Below are 17,517 nucleotides of genomic sequence, written 5' to 3' on the forward strand. Positions count from 1 at the left end.
TGCGTAATCACTGTTTAACTATTTTATTTTATTCCAATCTTCCACACCTACTTTTACAGACCATTGTTGATGTAATTCAATCAGGTTTTGAAGTATTTTTGGTTCTGATTTTGCTACATTTTTTGTCTCTGTCCGGTCTGCAGCAAGATTGTACAATTCCCAGGGCTGATTGTTTTCGGCTACTGCTTTCCAATCCCCTTTTCTTATTGCTTTGCTGCCTTCATGTTCCCAAAACAAGGCTTCATGCGTATCAGATGGTTGTCCTTCAAATTCTTTTTTTAGGCCAATACCTTCTAAGGGTGTGAGACTTTTTCCCTGAAAAGTAGCCGGATATTCAAAACTGGCATACTGTAAAAGAGTTGGAAAAATATCCATCACATGACTTACTCTGTTGCTTATGGTACCTGCCTTAATATGCTTTGGATAATAAGCAATAAAAGGAGAAGCAATACCGCCTTCGTGGGTATTCTTTTTGAATAATTGGAAAGGCGTGTTGCTCACATTTCCCCACGGGCTTTCGTAACTGTCAATTGATGTAACTGAACCTGGAGTTCCGTTTTTTTGTGTAACATAATTCCAGTTTTTTACCTCATCGGCACTTCCTCCATTATCTGAAAGAAAAAGAATCAGCGTATTATCTTCTTCTCCCAACGATTTTACTTTCTGCAGGATTTCTCCAATTCCGGCATCCATTCGGTCGATCATGGCCGCGTAAATTGCCATTCGGGTATCCCATTTGTCTTTTTCTTCGGCACTTAGTTTTTCCCAATCCGGCACTTTTTCAAAACGATTCGATAAGTCCCAGTTTTTATCAATGATTCCTGTTTCTTTTAATTTCTTAAAACGGCGTGCTCTCAATTTATCCCAGCCTTTGAGGTATTTGCCTTTGTATTTTGCAATATCTTCCGGTAAAGCCTGAATAGGCCAATGCGGGGCATTATACGCCAAATAAAGAAAAAAAGGCTGTTGCTGATTGCGCTGTTTTTCTAAAGAACTAATAGCGAAATTGGTAATTTCCTGAGTCAGATAAGTAGAGGTATCCGTGCGAATAATTTCTTTATCTCCTTTCATAAATGTGACTTTTCTTCCGTCGTTATATAAAGGTTGCGAGTTAAAATAACTGCTTCCATTGTTTTGTAAAGTAAAAGAATCATCAAACCCTCTATTCACCGCCAAGGCTGATGGTACTAGACCAACGTGCCATTTTCCTGAAACTATAGTACTGTATCCTGCCTGTTTGAGTGCTTGCCCAATTGTGATACAATGCTCGTTTAAATATCCCTGATAAGCCGGAAATCCTTTGTCCTGAACCATGTCCCCAACGCCTGCCTGATGCGGATATAAACCTGTGAGCAACGAAGCCCGGGAAGGGCAACAACGTCCTGCATTGTAAAACTGCTTTATAATAAGCCCGTTTTTAGCGAGTTTATTCAGGTTTGGAGTTTTAATTTCTGAGCCAAAAGCACCAATATCTGAGAAGCCTAAATCATCTGCCAAAATGACGATGATGTTAGGTTGCTTTTCTTGTGCAAATAGTGGGGATTGTGCAACAACCAATAGGGCGAGGATGAACATTTTTTTAATCATTTTATTTACTGGTATGTAAGGCTTTTATTAATATCCAGGATTTTGTGGCAAACCAACCGGATCGATACTTCTTTCGCTTTGCGGAATCGGATATAGATTATTTCTTTCTGAAACAGAGTTTTTTGCCGTTACTTTTTTCACTTCGGTAACCAAAGTTCCCCAACGAACCAGGTCAAACCAGCGTTGTCCTTCCTGTACAAATTCTTTTTTGCGTTCTTCCTGAATAGCAGCTCTAAAAGTAGTTTGTGTTAATCCTGATAAATCTACAGATGCATCGGGTGTTGTAATTGGTTTTCCAAAAGCTCTTCTTCTTACCTGATTGATCAGTTCGTAAGCTTCTGGCGTTGGTGTTCCCTGCTCATTTATCGCTTCCGCTAAAGACAATAAGATATCTGCATAACGAATAATCGGGAAGTTAATGGCTACGTTACCCGGAGTAGCCAAATTGGTAAAATCGATGTATTTTTTAAAGATGGGTTTTGGAAAAGTATAAGTGTTTGCAGTTCCCGGAATTGGTAATGTCTTTGCATAACTTACATCTCTTCGGGTATCACCAGCTGCATAAATATCATAAAACAAAGCGACATCTGATATGATATCTGCCGGTTCAGTAGCAGTAAATCCTATAAATGATGTAGATTGAAAAGTACTTCCGCTTGATGCGTTTCCTGCCTGATTAGGCTCAAACTGAACAGAGAAAATATGTTCTTTTCCGTTCTTTTTTGTTTTAGTAAAAATATCCTGAAAACTTTCAAAAAGGGCATATCCATAACCCCCATTAATTACTTCTCTGGCTTTTAAAATGGCATTTGGATAATCTTTTCTAGTCAGGTATACTTTGGCTAAAATTGCTTTTGCAGCTCCTGATGTTGCACGCCCTGCATCACTTGTAGGATAAGTGGCTGGTAAAGCTTCGGCAGCATTTAAATCTGAAATAATTTGAGTGTAAACAGCATCTACGGTTTCTCTTCTTGATTTTAAGCTTTCTAATTGTATAGATGTTGGCTCATGCAAAACAATTGGAACTCCACCCCAAAGACGAACTGCCTGAAAATAAAGCAAGCCTCTAATGAATTTTGCTTCATTAATTAATCGTGTTTTAACCGTTTCGTTTCCTGTTACTTTAGGGATATTATCGATAGAAACATTGGCTCTGTTGATTCCGTTATAAATTTGACGCCAAGCAACCTGAACACGATCAGAAGTTGCATCATGGGTTAAACTGCTCAAAGCTCTTACCTGAGGATTTGTTGCCGAAACACCTGCTGCAGCATAGTCAGAAGCCATATCTGTTAAGAAATAAAGGTTTCTGCCAAATAAACTTTGTTCTCCCGGATCAAGACTTAAAGAAGCATAGACAGCAGTTACACTTGCAACAGCATCATCCTGTGTTTTAAAATATTTATCTTCGGTAACAAAAGAGGTAGGTGTTACCTCTAAATCTGTGCACGATGCAAATAAACCGGCACTAAATAATATTGTTATTATAATCTTTTTCATTGTATATATATATTTTACTTAGAAAGTTATGTTCAGACCCGAAATGAATGTTTTAGAGTTTGGATAAGAACCAAAATCAATTCCGGGATATAAATTGTTTTGTTCATATGAACTTACCTCTGGATCGTAACCAGTATATTTTGTCCATGTAATTAAATTTTCAGCAGATACATAGAATTTAATGCTCTTGGCTCCTAATTTTTGAGAAGCGCTCTTAGGCAAAGTGTATCCTAAAGTGATTAATTTTAATCTTAAAAAAGAAGCATCTTCTACATAACGTTCAGAAACGATTCCAAGAGGAGAACTTGTCGCTCTAGGTATTTCATTGCTTGGGTTAGTTGGTGTCCAGCGATCTTCCAGCGTAACATTAGCATTTGTTCCAAGAGTAGAAATTTCTAATTGCTGATTTAAAGCATTAAATATCTTTCCGCCATACGATCCCTGAAAAGAGAAATTAAGATCAAAATCACGATAAGACACGGTGTTGCTGAAACTTCCAACAAATTTTGGCTGAGAACTTCCCAGATTACCTTTGTCAAGTGCACTAATTACACCATCACCGTTAGTGTCGACATATCTTCTGTCTCCCACTTTTGTATTGGCTAAACTGTTAATTTTTGGCTGGGTATTTACTTCTTCCTGAGTCTGGAAAATTCCGTTGGTTCTATACCCCCAGAAAGTTCCAAGAGGCAATCCTACTTTTACCGTTACAGGTTGCTGTTGCAATAAAGATCCGTTTGGTACCACAGGAAAGAACTGGTCAACTCCATTTCCTATCGAAACTACTTTGTTTCTGTTGGCAGAGAACACTACATTGGAGTTCCATGAGAAATTTTCTGTTTTTACATTTTCTGTTGTTAAACCAATTTCAATACCTTTATTTTCAACTCCACCAATATTCTGAAGAACCGTAGCATAACCTGAAGTAAGCGGAATAGGTACATTGATTAGTAAGTCGTTTGTTTTCTTGTAATACACATCAAAAACAAAATTAATTTTTCGGTCTAATAGTGATAAATCTAAACCAACATTATATTGATTTGTTTTTTCCCATTTCAAATCCGGATTTGCCAGTCGGGTAGGGGCTAAACCTGTTTGTAATGTTCCTCCAAAAGCATAATTTACAGAGCCCATTTGAGCTAAAGAAAGGTAATTTCCAATTTCCTGGTTTCCTGTTGTTCCCGCTGTAATTCTAAGTTTGGCTTCAGTAACACCTTTAATATTTTTAGCAAAATCTTCGTCGGTAATATTCCATGAAAACCCTGCTGAAGGAAAATAACCCCAAAGAGATTCTGATCCAAATCGTGATGAACCATCTGCACGAGCAGATAAAGTAAAGTTGTATTTTCCTTTGTATGAATAGTTTATTCTGGTTAACCATGATTTCAAGACACTTTCAAATGCGTCGCTATACGGTTTTACCGGAACACCATCTTGCAGGGCGTTATAAGTATTTGCATCGTTTACAAACGTATTGGCTCCGGCATTTACCACTTCACCCTGTGTGTATTGAAGCGTATATCCTCCTAAAGCGGAGAATTTATGGTTTTGGCCAAAAGTAGTATTGTAATTCAACGTGTTTTCATTCAATACAGAACTTACCAAACGATCTCCAACAGAGGCTAATCCTTTTGTTCCTGCTCCGGCAGTAGTGGTAGATGGAGCATAATAATTTTGTTTTGTATCGATAACGTCACCGCTCACCGCTACTTTTGCTACCAGTTTTTTAGTAATTTTATATTCACCAAATAAGCTGGTTAATATTCTGTTTATTTTAGTTTCGTTGGTTGTACTTACCAAATCATTAATAGGATTGGCTATAATACCGTTAACAGCAGTTGCATAAGGATTATTGGTTAAATTATAACTCCCGTCAGCATTTTTAATAGGTACTACCGGAGGTTGATACAGAGCCACAACTAGTGGGTTTGGAGATCTTCCGGCAGTAGCACCGCCATTAGTACCCACACCATTAGAAATCGAATTACTGTAGTTGGCATTTACTCCAAATTTAAACTTCTCAGAGTAATTTCTTTCGTAATTAACACGCAGCGAAATCCTTTTAAAATCTGATGCAATTACAACTCCGTCCTGTTGAAAATATCCTGCTGAAATAGCATATCGTGAGCGTTCATCTCCACCTGAAAATGATAATTGATGATTTTGTACAGGAGCCGCAGTTCTAAAAAGAGCATCCTGCCAGTCATAACTTCCTGATGTTTTAAAAGCTTCTATCTGAGCCGCAGAAAAAGACGGAGCCTGACCAATACTAGCCTGAACATCATTGCGCAAGCTTGCCCATTGGTTGGCATTCATTAAGTGTAATTTTTTCGAAACATTCTGGAATCCAAAATAACCCTGGTACGAAATGTTATCCTGTCCTTTTGTTCCTTTTTTGGTGGTAATGATAACAACACCATTGGCACCACGTGATCCGTAAATGGCAGTTGCCGAAGCATCTTTTAATACCTCAATAGATTCAATATCCGCGGGGTTTATAGTCGAGAGAACATTGACTGTTGCACCGGCATTGGTAACTCCTGCTGTACTATTATTGTTATCATTATAAATCAATATTCCGTCTACAACATAAAGAGGTTCATTACCTGCCGTGATCGAGTTTCCTCCTCTAATACGCACGCTTGATGAAGCTCCCGGACGACCCGAACTTTGTGTAACTACCACTCCCGGAATTGCCCCTCTTAAGAGGTTATCAGCAGATGAGGTTACTTGAGATAAATTTGCTTTAGCAACAGAGGCTACAGAACCTGTAATGTCTTTTCTCTTTTGAGAGCCGTATCCAACAACAACCAATTCCTCTAATTCCTGGCGTTCTTCTTTAAGATTAATTGTAATTGGATTTTTATCTACGATTATTTCAGCTTTTTTATATCCAATATAGCTTACAATTAAAGTATAAGGGAATTTTTGACCGGTTTGAAAATAAAATTTTCCTTCAGCATCGGTCTGAACACCGTGTGTTGTTCCTTTTATAATAACAGAAGCCCCAATAATAGGCTGATTGGTAAGGTCATCTACTACAGTTCCATCGAGCTTAGACTGTATAAGCGGTGTTGTATTTTGGGCATTAATTCCTGCCGTGACAAGCAGGAGAAATAGTAATGAGTTTATTTTTAAAAAATTTTTCATTTCTTTGTACTGGTTTTAAGTAATTAACAAGAGGCCTTGAAAGTTGATTTTTCAACTCTCTAATGGTATTCTTGATTTAGTGATAAATGTTCTTTAAGCCTTGCCATTTCTGTTGCCGCAGAAATGGCTTTTTTTATTTACAACAACAACTTTGCATTTTTTTCATCTTTGTTTTTTTAGTTATTAGTTATTTTCTTTTACTTTATAGGTACAATTTCAATAATCCTTTTGATACAAATTAAGGTATCAAACAGATTTGTGTAATTTTGGTAAGTAATCTAGTGGTGTATTTTAAATTTCGTCTTTTAAATCGATTCGATGAAAAAGAGATCTCGAACGTGAACAAAAAAAAAGCTAAGAATTAGCAACAGAAGCACATATAACAGACTGCGTTATAAGTATATTTTTTAGGAAGAATGTAATACGCTATGCTTTCAGTTGTTTTCAAAATATAATTCTTTATGGTTTCAAATATTTTTATACTCTACTAGTCCTATAGACAAAGTTAATTTTAATATAATAAAATCCAAAAATTTGTTCATTTTTTTTCACTTCGGTAGCAAAATATGCAATTTTATAAGTGATGTTAGTGGTTTAATGTATTGAAAATAAAGGCATTGAGTTTTTTGATGATCTAAAACAAATGTTAAAAAAGTATCCACTATCAGATTAAAAATGTAGTATTTTATACTTGATTTTCTAGTTTTTGAAAGGCCGACCCAATTAAAAAACGCTTCAAAAAAGTCTACTATTGACTAATTTAGAACCAGATACGTAATTTTCGGATTAAATATTGTTTTCTGAAGATGTAATTTTGTAAGAAAAAAATAGTAATTAACTAGGTAGAAAGATAATAGTAAAGAAATTTTATTACCTGCTTTTACAGCTTTTGCAGTCTTTTTTTATCGGATTTGCATGGATGTATATTTGCTATTGGGAAATTTCAGGAGAAAAATAGCGAAATAAAATTTATTAAACACAACAACAAGCTATTTGTTGTTTTTTCTGGAAGTATATCAAGAATTAAGCTTAAATTTATATTATTTTAAAGTTTTAGATTACTAATGATTTAAACTAAGTAAAAATACTTATATTTGCAATAAGTATTTTTTGTTTATATACCAAATAGCCACCATGATTCAAGTCGAAGAAGCCTTATCAATTATTGCAGAGAATAGCACTAATATGCCAGTTCAGAAAATTCAGGTGAGTAAATCACTAGGATATATTTTGGCAGAAACAGTTTATTCTCCAATTGCAATGCCGCCATTTCGTCAATCGGCAATGGATGGTTATGCATTTATTCATAGCGAAAAACATCAATATGATGTGGTAGGTATTTCACAAGCCGGAGATCATTCAAAAATAAAACTGAAAGAAAATGAAGCGGTGAGGATTTTTACAGGCGCCCATGTACCTGATAATGCTGATACTGTAATTATGCAGGAGCACGTAATGGCTACTGAAAGTTCCATTTTAATTACCAGAATGCCCGAACGTTATACAAATGTTCGCAATAAAGGAGAGCAAATTGGCGAAGAAGAAGTTGTTTTTAAGGCGAATACTTTAATTACACCTGCGGCTATTGGTTTTTTAGCCTGTTTAGGAATTACTGAAGTTGAGGTATATAAAAAGCCCAAAGTGGCGATTTTAGTAACGGGAAACGAATTAGTAAAACCTGGTAAGAAATTATCAAAAGGAAAAATTTACGAAAGTAATTCGGTAATGTTGCAGGCTGCGCTTCAGACAATTGGCGTGAATAAAACCAAAGTTTATAAAGTAAAAGACAATCTCAAAGCCACTAAAAAGGCATTAAAAGAAATTTTAAAGAAATATGATATCGTTTTAATTTCTGGAGGAATCTCTGTTGGCGATTACGATTTTGTAAAAGAAGCTTTATTAGAGAACGATGTACAGGAACTTTTTTATAAAATCAACCAGAAACCCGGAAAACCAATGTTTTTTGGATCTAAAAATGATACTTTAGTTTTTGCTTTACCTGGAAACCCGGCTTCATCATTAACTAATTTTTATATTTATGTTTGTCCGGCAATCAAAAACAGAATGGGATTTTCAGATATTCATTTAAAGAAAATGCTTCGAAAATTGAATGATAATCTTACCAATACAACGGGAAAAACATTATTTTTAAAAGCTTTGTATGATCAAACCCATGTTACCGTTTTAGACGGTCAGAGTTCAGCAATGCTAAATACTTTTGCAATTGCCAATAGTTTATTAGTGGTTCCAAATGATGTGGAAAGCTTAAAAAAAGGACAACTGGTGACTATTTTACCAATAGATTAGATTTTAAAGGATAGAATAAAAAGGATAGAATAAAGATTAGAGACAATAGAAAAATGAGTAAGAGTTTGAAATGCATTATGTATATTTAAACATACAGCATAAAGGTGAAACAAAGAAAAATTGAAACAAAAAGATAAAAACCTGAAACAAAAATTATGAGTCTTCTTAGTTCCGAAAATATGCTATTATTCAGCTTCGCCTTAATTGTTATTGCTTTTTTGTATTCTAGTGTAGGACATGGCGGCGCATCGGGTTATTTGGCTTTGATGACCATTTTTGCTTTCCCGGTGGCAATTATGAAACCTTCGGCTTTGCTGTTGAATTTATTTGTGTCCAGTATTTCGTTTTTCTTTTATTGCAGGATGAATTATTTCAAGCCCAAACTTTTTTATCCTTTTGCAATTGCTTCAGTTCCGGCTGCATTTATTGGAGGTTTTGTGACTTTGGATAGTACAATTTATAAAATTATTCTAGGTATTGTATTGGTTTTTGCAGCACTTAGATTGTTTGGGGTATTTAATTTTAAAGAAAAAGAAGCAGTTGAGATTAAATTGCCCTTTGCATTGGCAATAGGATTTATAATAGGTTTATTGTCTGGAATGTTAGGAATTGGTGGCGGAATTATCCTGAGTCCGATCCTTTTATTCTTGGGCTGGGCAACGGTAAAAGAGTCTGCAGCAATATCAAGTTTATTCATTTTTGTGAATTCATTTGCAGGTATGTTAGGTTTCTTTTTAGGAGGAAAAACAATCCCGATGGAGAGTTTTTATTTGGTTCCTATTGCAGTTATTGGAGGAGTTTTAGGCGGATTTTACGGAAGTGGCTATTTCTCTAATAAAACATTAAAATTTGTGTTAGGAACTGTGATATTAATGGCAAGTATAAAATTGATCTTTCCCTAAAATGAGTTTAAATTTTAAACACATCAAAACATAGATTTTATAGTTCGCGGAAAGATCATAATGATAACACGTTATCACATAATTATTTGTATTCATGCAAAGTGAAACGACTTTTAAGCAGTCTGAAAAGCTATGACTCTATGTGTTAAAAAGCTATAATTATAAATGATTAAATATGGAAGCTTTAACAGTATTTATTCTTTGTGGAGGAAAAAGCTCCCGAATGCAGTCAGAGAAAGGATTGGTTCTGTTTCAGAATAAACCATTTATTGAACATATTATTAAAGCAGTTTTACCCATTACATTGACTATAAAATTAATAACAAATAATAAGGAATACGATTATTTACCGTACCAAAAAATACCCGACATAATTACTGATAAAGGGCCTTTGGGAGGGATTTATACGGCTTTAACAAATTCTGAAACAGAATTCAATTTGATTCTGAGTTGTGATATTCCGTTAATTTCGACTGAATTATTATCAGAATTAATTTCGAAACACAATCAGGAAGCTGAAATTACCGTTTTTGCTTCTGAAAGCAGAATGCATCCCTTAATTGGAATTTATTCTAAAAAAGTATTACCCGTTATCAAAAGCGCAATTGATAATGACGATTTAAAAATGATGAATTTAATAGCGAAAATTCCGCATCAAATCATCACGATAGAAGAAAGTGAAAATTTTCATCTGACCAATATTAATTCCGTTGACGAATTAAACGACCTGAATATCAATTTAAGTTAAAAGCTATGCGAAATTTAAAAATACCAAAATTAACTGTTGTAGGCGCAGGTCCTGGCGATGCTGAATTAATTACATTAAAAGCAATAAAAGCTTTAGAGAATGCTGATGTTGTTTTATACGATGCGCTTGTCAATGAAGAGTTATTGCAATATGCGACAAAGGCAGAAATTGTTTTTGTGGGTAAAAGATTAGGTTGCCACGCTTACACGCAGGATCAGATTAACGAATTGATTGTTTCGATGGCAAATCGTTATGGTCATGTAGTACGCTTAAAAGGTGGTGATCCGTTTATTTTTGGCAGAGGAAGTGAAGAAATTGAATATGCAGAACAATTTGGGTTAGAAAGCAATATTGTTCCGGGAATTTCGTCTGCTTTAGGAGTTCCGGCTTCGGTTGGAATAAGTCTGACACAGCGACAAATTGCCGAAAGTTTTTGGGTAATTACAGGAACAACTTCTAATCATGAATTGTCTAAAGATGTTCATTTAGCTTCAAAATCGAATGCGACGGTGGTTATTTTGATGGGAATGCATAAATTAGAGGAAATCATTGCGATCTATCAGCAAAATAGACAAGATGATTTGCCCATAGCCATTATTCAGAACGGTACTAAAAATAGCGAACAAAAAGTAGTAGGAACGATAAGTTCAATTAGTAAATTAGTAGCTGAAAATAAAATTTCGTCACCGGCAATTATTGTCATTGGTGAGGTAGTAAAAAACACTTCAAGTCTGACTTCTTATTTTCAGGAACATTTTGAAGATGAATTTATTTTTCAGAATTTAAATTTAAAATAATGATTGAGATTAAATATTTTGGTGCTGTAGCTGAAAAAACGAAATGTAGTTTCGAAAAGATAGCTTCTTGTGAATTATCACTGCAGGATTTATTGCAGGATCTGGAGGAGAAATATCGATTTGAATCTATATCTTTTAGCGTGGCAGTAAACCAAAAAATTCTACCAAAAGAAGCAGATTACAAGTTGCAAACAAGTGATATCGTGGCCTTATTACCGCCTTTTGCAGGAGGATAAATTGAGTTTGTATGAATACAACAGCACGTTATAACAGGCAAATAATACTTCCTGAAATAGGAGAGGACGGTCAGGATAAATTATCTAAAGCTAAAGTTCTGGTTATTGGAGCAGGAGGTTTGGGCGCATCTATATTGCCATATTTAGCTGCGGCCGGCGTTGGCGAAATAGGAATTGTTGATGATGATGTTATCGAAATTTCGAATTTGCATCGTCAGGTGATTTATAAAAGTTCGGCTGTTGGAAAATATAAAGCAGAGGAAGCGAAATTGATGATTACCCAATTGAATCCGCTTGTAAAAGTGACTGCGATTACGGAGAAATTATCTGGAAAAAATGCTATTTCCTTATTTGAAAATTATGACATTATTGTTGATGCAACGGATAATATTGCAATTAAATATCTCATAAACGATGCGTGTTTGATAACTAATAAACCTATGGTTTACGGATCTATTTTTAGATTTCAAGGCCAGGTTTCGGTTTTTAATTATCAAAATGGACCCACTTACAGATGTTTATATCCGGATGAAAATACACAATCAGCCAGTTGTGAAGATGCCGGAGTAATCGGAATTACAGTTGGGATTATCGGAATGCTTCAGGCAAACGAAGTCATCAAAATGATTTTGGAAATTGGAGAAGTTTTGAGTGGTAAAATAGTAGTGTATAATATTTTGAATAATGAACAGCAAAAATATGACTTTGATAAAAGGGATGTTCAATTGATGAACAAAGAGATTTTTGATAAAAAATATAAAGAAGAAAATCAAATTGAAGAGGTAAATTTTCACTCGCTTTTGGATGAAATCAATAATGATGAGGTTTTATTTCTAGACGTTAGAAATAGTGATGAATTACCAAAAATCAATTTGAAGAATCAAATCCAGATTCCTTTAATGAATTTTGAAAATCAAATTGAAAAACTGGACAAAAACCAAACAATTTACATTTTCTGTCAATCCGGAATCAGAAGTAAAATTGCAGCAGAATTGCTGGAGAGACATCAATTTAAAAATATAAAAAGTATTGCTGGTGGTGCTTTGGCAATGAAGCAATTGTTGAAAGAGATAAAAATATAGCCACAGATTAAAGGATTCAAATGATTATTGAAAATAGTCTAAGAGATTTGTTAGCCACGAATTTCACGAATTTTCACGAATTAAATTTTACCAATTATTAAGAATAAAAATTAGTGAAAATTTGTGAAATTCGTGGTAGAACGAAAAATCATTTAAATCCTTTAATCTGTGGAAAAAAAATAAAAAATGAGTAAAAATGTATTTGTAGAAGGGCCAATTGCTCCTGAATTTATAGCCGAGTCGATTGCTAAACATCAATCGAAACATACGATTGGGGCACATAATATTTTTTTAGGACAAGTTCGTGCCGATGTTATTCATGATAATACGGTTGTAGCAATCGATTATACTGCTTATACTGATATGGCAAATGAAGCATTGTATACAATTCGCGAAAAAGCATTTGCTAAATTCGACTTGACCTGTATGCACATTTACCATAGTTTAGGAGTGGTAAAAGCAGGTGAAATTTGCTTATTTGTATTTGTTTCGGCAACGCGACGCAAACAAGTTTATGAAGCAACAGAAGCTATTGTAAACTGGATAAAAACCGATGTGCCAATCTTTGGTAAAGAAATGTTTGAAAACGATACATTCACCTGGAAACAAAATACTAATGGTTGATATTACGCATAAAATAAACACCTTAAGAGCTGCAACAGCAACAGCAATTGTCAAAGTAAGTAAACAAGAAACAATTGATGCTGTGGTGAATAATCTGGTGCCAAAAGGGAATGTGTTCGAAATGGCGAAAACAGCAGGGTTATTCGCAGTAAAAAATACGCATTTATCGATTCCGGATTGTCATCCTATTCCAATTGAGTTTACTTCGGTTGACTATAAAATTGAGGATCTAACGATCGAAATTATCTTTAATGTAAAAACAGTTTACAAAACAGGCGTCGAGGTTGAAGCCATGCACGGAGCATCGATAGTGGCGTTGACGATGTATGATATGTTAAAACCGATTGATAAAGAAATCGAAATTTCGACTATTAAATTAATTAATAAAGAGGGTGGAAAATCATCTTTCAAAAATAAATTTTCGAATGTAATCAAAGCAGCAGTTTTTGTTTGTTCTGATTCTATTTTTGCAGGTGATAAGGAAGATCGTTCCGGAAAAATCATCGTAGAAAAATTGAATGCCTGCGGAGTTGAAACGGCCCATTATGAAATTATTCCTGACGAATTAGATATTATTCAGGAAAAAACTAAGGCTTTTGCCAAAGAACATCAGTTGGTTATTTTTACGGGAGGAACAGGATTATCAACAAGAGATGTTACGCCCGAAGCTTTATCGCCATTACTGGAAAGCAGAATTCCGGGAATTGAAGAAGCGATTCGCAATTATGGCCAGCAAAGAATGCCGTATGCGATGTTGTCCAGAACAGTTGCAGGAACATTAGGAAAAAGTTTGATTTTGGCTTTGCCGGGATCAACAAACGGAGCCAGAGAATCTATGGATGCTGTTTTTCCTCATGTATTGCATGTTTTACATATTTTAAAAGGAAAAAATCATGATACCCTCTAAAACCATTTTAACGGATGATTTTGGGCGAAAACACAATTATTTGCGTATTTCGCTGTTAGAGAAATGCAATTTGCGTTGTACGTATTGCATGCCTGCTGACGGAATCGCATTATCTTCAAAAGCCAGTTTAATGACGGCCGATGAGATTTTTTCGATCGCCCGGACTTTCGTAGAAAATGGTGTTGATAAAATTAGATTAACAGGAGGAGAACCGCTTTTGCGAAAAGATTTTTCTGAGATTGTTTTAAAATTAGCCACGCTTGGAGTTGCTCTTTCGATTACTACAAATGGTATTTTGATTGATCGCCATATTGATGTTTTAAAGCAAAACAAAATCAATAAAATCAATTTGAGTCTTGATACGCTGGTTTCTTCCAAATTTCATTCTGTAACACTTAGAAATCAGTTTGAGAAAGTAGTTGATAATTTGCATTTGCTTTTGAATAATGATTTTAAGGTAAAAGTAAATGTAGTTTTGATGAAAGGTTTTAATGAAAATGAAATTATAGATTTTGTCAAATTAACGCAGCATTTACCTTTATCAGTTCGTTTTATCGAATTTATGCCTTTTGCAGGAAACGAGTGGGACAGAAGTAAAATGATTTCTCAAAACGAAATTTTATCAGAACTGGAGAAAACTTTCTCTTCTGAAGAAATTCAGAAACTCGAAGACGAAAAAAACTTCACGGCGAGAACTTATAGAATAAAAGATTTTCAGGGCGATTTTGGAATCATAAGTTCTATTACAAATCCGTTTTGTGATGGCTGCAACAGAATTCGTCTTACGGCAAACGGAAAAATCAAGAATTGCCTTTTCTCTAATTCCGAAACCGATTTACTTACCGCTTTAAGGAATGGAGAATCGATTACTAATTTGATTTCTGAATCTATAAAAAGTAAAAAGAAAGTCAGAGCAGGAATGGTTACGCTCGAAGAAATAGACGATCCTAAACTTCACTTTGATAATCGTAGTATGATTGCGATTGGGGGATAGCTCTTTTGGAGTTTACGCAATATTGTCATTTCGAGGTACGAGAAATCTTCGCAAGTAACTCCGCAACGAAAACCCAATCTTTGTCGAGCTTCTTGTGGAGATTTCTCGTACCTCGAAATGACAAACTATAGGAATGAGTTTTTGTCAAATAAAAAAGGTCTAACTTTTTCAAGTCAAACCTTCTTTCTAAATTATTTCTTCTTTTTAGCTTTGTCTTTTTTCTTAGATTTCGCTTTCTTTTTGGCTATTTTTTTAGCTTTTGCTTTTTCCTTAGCTTTTTTCGCTTTTTCTTTTTTCTTGGCAGCAGCTTTTTGTTTTGCTTTTTTAGCTTTTTCCTTCTTTTTGTCTTTTTTAGCCTGATCTTTTTTCTTAGCTAATTTCTTTTTCTCTTTTTCCTTGTCTTTGTCTTTCACTTTTTTCTTCTTTTTATCTGTTGATTTATCTTTTTTACTTTCTCCTTTTGTTGCAACTGCGTCATCAGTTTTATTTTCTGACGGCTGTTTTTTTGCTGGTTCTTTGATCGTTACTTTTGGAGTTGTTATTTCTTCTGTTTTTTCGATAGCTGCCGGAGTAATTTTTCTTGCCGGAGCTCTTCGAACTGCAGGTTTTGGAGAAGTTGTTGCAGCTGTTTTTGTTGTCGCTTTTGGCGTTGTAGATGCTGGCGTAACAGGTTTTGCAGCCGTTGTTGGTTTAACTGGTGCTGTTCTGCGAACTGGTGTTTTTGTAGCCGGTGTATTTACTGGTTTTTTATTTTCTGTAACAGGCTGGGTATTTTCAGGTGTTGGTGAATCAGTTTTTTCCTGGGTAATTTTTTCATTCTCGTTTTCCATATTGATGCGTTTTTAGATAAGTAATTGCTACAATGTAACTAAATTGTTAATTAACAGTTAAGTAAAGATAAACATAAAACAAGTCCGCCAATGTTAAGTTTTTGCTTAAAAATTAACTATAAGGTGTTTATTTTTAATATGTTGGGTTTTTGCTAAAAATAAAAGTATAAAATCTCTTAACAATTCTACTTGAGAAATAATGTAAATTACTTTGTAAAGATGAAAGAATGATAAGTGATAGTTTTACTTGATTTTTCTTTTGGAAACGAGTGCCTTAGCCCAGATGGAAGCGGCATAATTTTACTTTTTTCTTTAAAAAGTAAAAGATATAGCGGACAGCTGGATTAGCTCCTGAAAATACTAGTGAAATCAGTTAGTTTAATTCTCGACAATTTCTAAAATTTTAAAATTACTCTTTGGAGCTTCGCATAAAGAACAACAATAACTTTCTGCTAAATCGGTAAATAAAATCCCTTTTGGAATTCCCTGACTTTCATCTCCGTATTCGGATTTATAGAGTGTTAAGCATTCCTGACATTGGTAAATGTCTACTTGTGGTTTTTCTTTTTTCTGTGGATTTTCTGTTGGTTCAGAAACAGAATTTCCGAGTTCTTCAAAATATTTTCGACTAAGCTCAATTAATATGGTAGGGAGTTCGAGTTTGTCGATATCTTGCGAATGCACAACATATTCGCGTGTATTGGCGTCGAAGTTCTTTGCATACAAAACATTATAAGTATCTCTTATTTTAATGGATTCAAGATCCTTAGGCAACTCATTTTTCTCGACCACAATCGATGTAAAATAATGGCCGTCGCGATTGTATTCTGATATGCCAAAAGTGAGTCCGTAAGTACTGATATCAAATTGATCAAGTGTTCGAACAAGATAGGTTTTAAGATTCAAAGCCCATTCTACCGCCACAGGTAAATGCCAATTGAGCTCTAATAAAGAATGGCGCACATTGATACCTCGTTTACCCAGGAATTTTTCCCATTCCAGTTTTCGATCTTTCGGGATTCCTTTTACAATAAAAGATTTCCAGGGCGTGATGCATATTTTTCCAATTTTGCAATCAAAACACAAATCACACATTTCTTTCAGGAAACCAAGATCATATAAATTATTTCTCCAATATAAACCCAGCCAATATTGATCGATTCCCATTCTATTCATACCTTCGTAATAAGGAAATGGATAAAACGGAATATTCAATGGCTTGTCGATTGTTCGATTATTGGTGTCTAAAGCTTCGCTAACAAGCGCAAATATCATATCGATACCAATAGATTCTTCGGCTGTAATTTTTTCGATTTCATAGTAAAATTGCGCAATATCCCAACTGTAAATGAGGATGGGATATACTTCCATACGTTCCCAATTAGGCAAACGAATGTACAAATACCAATAATCCTCGTGTTCCGAAGCAATAAAATTAAGATGTCCAGTAAACAAAGGAACAAGTTGTTGCTTGGGATCGTTGATATTGACTTTTAATCGCGGCTGCTCTTTAAATTGCTCCAGAATGTACAAAAACTTATTGCCGGTAAGCCAATTGGTATTTCTAAAAATATCTGTAGAAAGATAGGAAGAAACAATATTATTGCCGCTTTTTTGCTCCGGGAAAACAAAGTGATGCTTGCCTAATTGCTCTTTATCTAAGGTTTTAAATCCTTTTGGGAAAATAATATCCTGCCTTGAACCAAAGGAAATAGAATCTAAACCCTGATCCATCGCCATATTGACTACTTCTCTTAATTCTCCCGGGGAAATAACGCCTCCTTTTACTATTAATCTTGTTAGTTCCATATCTTTATTTTTGTTTCAGGTTTCAGTTTTTTTTTTGTTTGCTT

At 34.7% G+C, this 17,517-nt stretch carries 14 protein-coding genes; 9 read left to right on the forward strand and 5 right to left on the reverse strand.

Translation table 11 applies throughout. The annotated features are described in order from the left end of the window. Positions 1–18: 18 nt before the first annotated feature. Genes GIY83_RS02565 through GIY83_RS02575 form a run of 3 tightly spaced genes read right to left on the reverse strand, consistent with a single transcriptional unit; the run spans position 19 to position 6,237 of the window. On the reverse strand, positions 19–1,575 hold the full coding sequence (locus GIY83_RS02565) for an arylsulfatase (RefSeq protein WP_229029192.1): 1,557 nt from the start codon (positions 1,573–1,575) through the stop codon (positions 19–21). Positions 1,576–1,614: 39 nt separating this feature from the next. Further along, a complete protein-coding gene (locus GIY83_RS02570; RefSeq protein ID WP_194619660.1) occupies positions 1,615–3,087 on the reverse strand; it encodes a RagB/SusD family nutrient uptake outer membrane protein in 1,473 nt (490 codons plus the stop codon). 18 nt (positions 3,088–3,105) lie between these two features. Then, complete coding sequence (locus tag GIY83_RS02575) at positions 3,106–6,237, reverse strand: TonB-dependent receptor (RefSeq protein WP_208684550.1); 3,132 nt, start codon at positions 6,235–6,237, stop codon at positions 3,106–3,108. Between the two features lie 1,134 nt (positions 6,238–7,371). On the opposite strand from GIY83_RS02575, the gene glp reads away from it, so the two are divergent. From glp to moaA, 9 genes are all read left to right on the forward strand, one after another. Next, on the forward strand, positions 7,372–8,544 hold the full coding sequence (gene glp / locus GIY83_RS02580; RefSeq protein WP_194619656.1) for a gephyrin-like molybdotransferase Glp: 1,173 nt from the start codon (positions 7,372–7,374) through the stop codon (positions 8,542–8,544). 155 nt (positions 8,545–8,699) lie between these two features. Further along, a complete protein-coding gene (locus GIY83_RS02585; protein WP_208684552.1) occupies positions 8,700–9,446 on the forward strand; it encodes a sulfite exporter TauE/SafE family protein in 747 nt (248 codons plus the stop codon). Between the two features lie 175 nt (positions 9,447–9,621). After that, a complete protein-coding gene (locus tag GIY83_RS02590) occupies positions 9,622–10,194 on the forward strand; it encodes a molybdenum cofactor guanylyltransferase (RefSeq protein ID WP_194619652.1) in 573 nt (190 codons plus the stop codon). 5 nt (positions 10,195–10,199) lie between these two features. Then, the gene (gene cobA, locus GIY83_RS02595) at positions 10,200–10,991 is read left to right on the forward strand and encodes a uroporphyrinogen-III C-methyltransferase (protein WP_194619650.1); all 792 of its coding nucleotides are present in this window, start codon (positions 10,200–10,202) and stop codon (positions 10,989–10,991) included. Next, entirely contained in the window at positions 10,991–11,227 is a 237-nt protein-coding gene (locus GIY83_RS02600; protein WP_208684554.1) for a MoaD/ThiS family protein, read from the forward strand. The genes cobA and GIY83_RS02600 overlap by 1 nt, the downstream gene beginning before the upstream one ends. An 11-nt stretch (positions 11,228–11,238) precedes the next feature. Further along, positions 11,239–12,309 carry a HesA/MoeB/ThiF family protein gene (gene moeB / locus GIY83_RS02605; protein WP_208684556.1) on the forward strand — a complete coding sequence of 357 codons (1,071 nt, stop codon included), beginning with the start codon at positions 11,239–11,241 and terminating at the stop codon, positions 12,307–12,309. Between the two features lie 186 nt (positions 12,310–12,495). After that, the gene (locus tag GIY83_RS02610) at positions 12,496–12,933 is read left to right on the forward strand and encodes a molybdenum cofactor biosynthesis protein MoaE (protein WP_194619644.1); all 438 of its coding nucleotides are present in this window, start codon (positions 12,496–12,498) and stop codon (positions 12,931–12,933) included. Next, the gene (gene moaCB, locus GIY83_RS02615) at positions 12,926–13,840 is read left to right on the forward strand and encodes a bifunctional molybdenum cofactor biosynthesis protein MoaC/MoaB (protein WP_208684558.1); all 915 of its coding nucleotides are present in this window, start codon (positions 12,926–12,928) and stop codon (positions 13,838–13,840) included. The genes GIY83_RS02610 and moaCB overlap by 8 nt, the downstream gene beginning before the upstream one ends. Then, positions 13,827–14,834 (forward strand): GTP 3',8-cyclase MoaA, encoded by a 1,008-nt coding sequence (gene moaA / locus GIY83_RS02620; RefSeq protein WP_208684560.1) that lies wholly within the window; start codon positions 13,827–13,829, stop codon positions 14,832–14,834. The genes moaCB and moaA overlap by 14 nt, the downstream gene beginning before the upstream one ends. A 191-nt stretch (positions 14,835–15,025) precedes the next feature. On the opposite strand, the gene GIY83_RS02625 is transcribed toward moaA, so the two are convergent. Together GIY83_RS02625 and GIY83_RS02630 are read right to left on the reverse strand one after the other, a co-directional pair. Then, on the reverse strand, positions 15,026–15,664 hold the full coding sequence (locus GIY83_RS02625) for a hypothetical protein (RefSeq protein WP_194619638.1): 639 nt from the start codon (positions 15,662–15,664) through the stop codon (positions 15,026–15,028). Between the two features lie 378 nt (positions 15,665–16,042). After that, positions 16,043–17,473, reverse strand: coding sequence for a rubredoxin (locus GIY83_RS02630; protein ID WP_194619635.1), 1,431 nt, complete (start codon positions 17,471–17,473; stop codon positions 16,043–16,045). Positions 17,474–17,517 lie beyond the last annotated feature (44 nt).

This window comes from Flavobacterium sp. SLB02 (genome assembly GCF_009664855.1).
Lineage (GTDB): Bacteria > Bacteroidota > Bacteroidia > Flavobacteriales > Flavobacteriaceae > Flavobacterium.

Coding starts and splice junctions, on each gene's coding strand:
- GIY83_RS02565 (WP_229029192.1), bottom strand. CDS start 1,575: ATGTTCATCCTCGCCCTATTGGTTGTTGCACAATCCCCACTATTTGCA.
- GIY83_RS02570 (WP_194619660.1), bottom strand. CDS start 3,087: ATGAAAAAGATTATAATAACAATATTATTTAGTGCCGGTTTATTTGCA.
- GIY83_RS02575 (WP_208684550.1), bottom strand. CDS start 6,237: ATGAAAAATTTTTTAAAAATAAACTCATTACTATTTCTCCTGCTTGTC.
- glp (WP_194619656.1), top strand. CDS start 7,372: ATGATTCAAGTCGAAGAAGCCTTATCAATTATTGCAGAGAATAGCACT.
- GIY83_RS02585 (WP_208684552.1), top strand. CDS start 8,700: ATGAGTCTTCTTAGTTCCGAAAATATGCTATTATTCAGCTTCGCCTTA.
- GIY83_RS02590 (WP_194619652.1), top strand. CDS start 9,622: ATGGAAGCTTTAACAGTATTTATTCTTTGTGGAGGAAAAAGCTCCCGA.
- cobA (WP_194619650.1), top strand. CDS start 10,200: ATGCGAAATTTAAAAATACCAAAATTAACTGTTGTAGGCGCAGGTCCT.
- GIY83_RS02600 (WP_208684554.1), top strand. CDS start 10,991: ATGATTGAGATTAAATATTTTGGTGCTGTAGCTGAAAAAACGAAATGT.
- moeB (WP_208684556.1), top strand. CDS start 11,239: ATGAATACAACAGCACGTTATAACAGGCAAATAATACTTCCTGAAATA.
- GIY83_RS02610 (WP_194619644.1), top strand. CDS start 12,496: ATGAGTAAAAATGTATTTGTAGAAGGGCCAATTGCTCCTGAATTTATA.
- moaCB (WP_208684558.1), top strand. CDS start 12,926: ATGGTTGATATTACGCATAAAATAAACACCTTAAGAGCTGCAACAGCA.
- moaA (WP_208684560.1), top strand. CDS start 13,827: ATGATACCCTCTAAAACCATTTTAACGGATGATTTTGGGCGAAAACAC.
- GIY83_RS02625 (WP_194619638.1), bottom strand. CDS start 15,664: ATGGAAAACGAGAATGAAAAAATTACCCAGGAAAAAACTGATTCACCA.
- GIY83_RS02630 (WP_194619635.1), bottom strand. CDS start 17,473: ATGGAACTAACAAGATTAATAGTAAAAGGAGGCGTTATTTCCCCGGGA.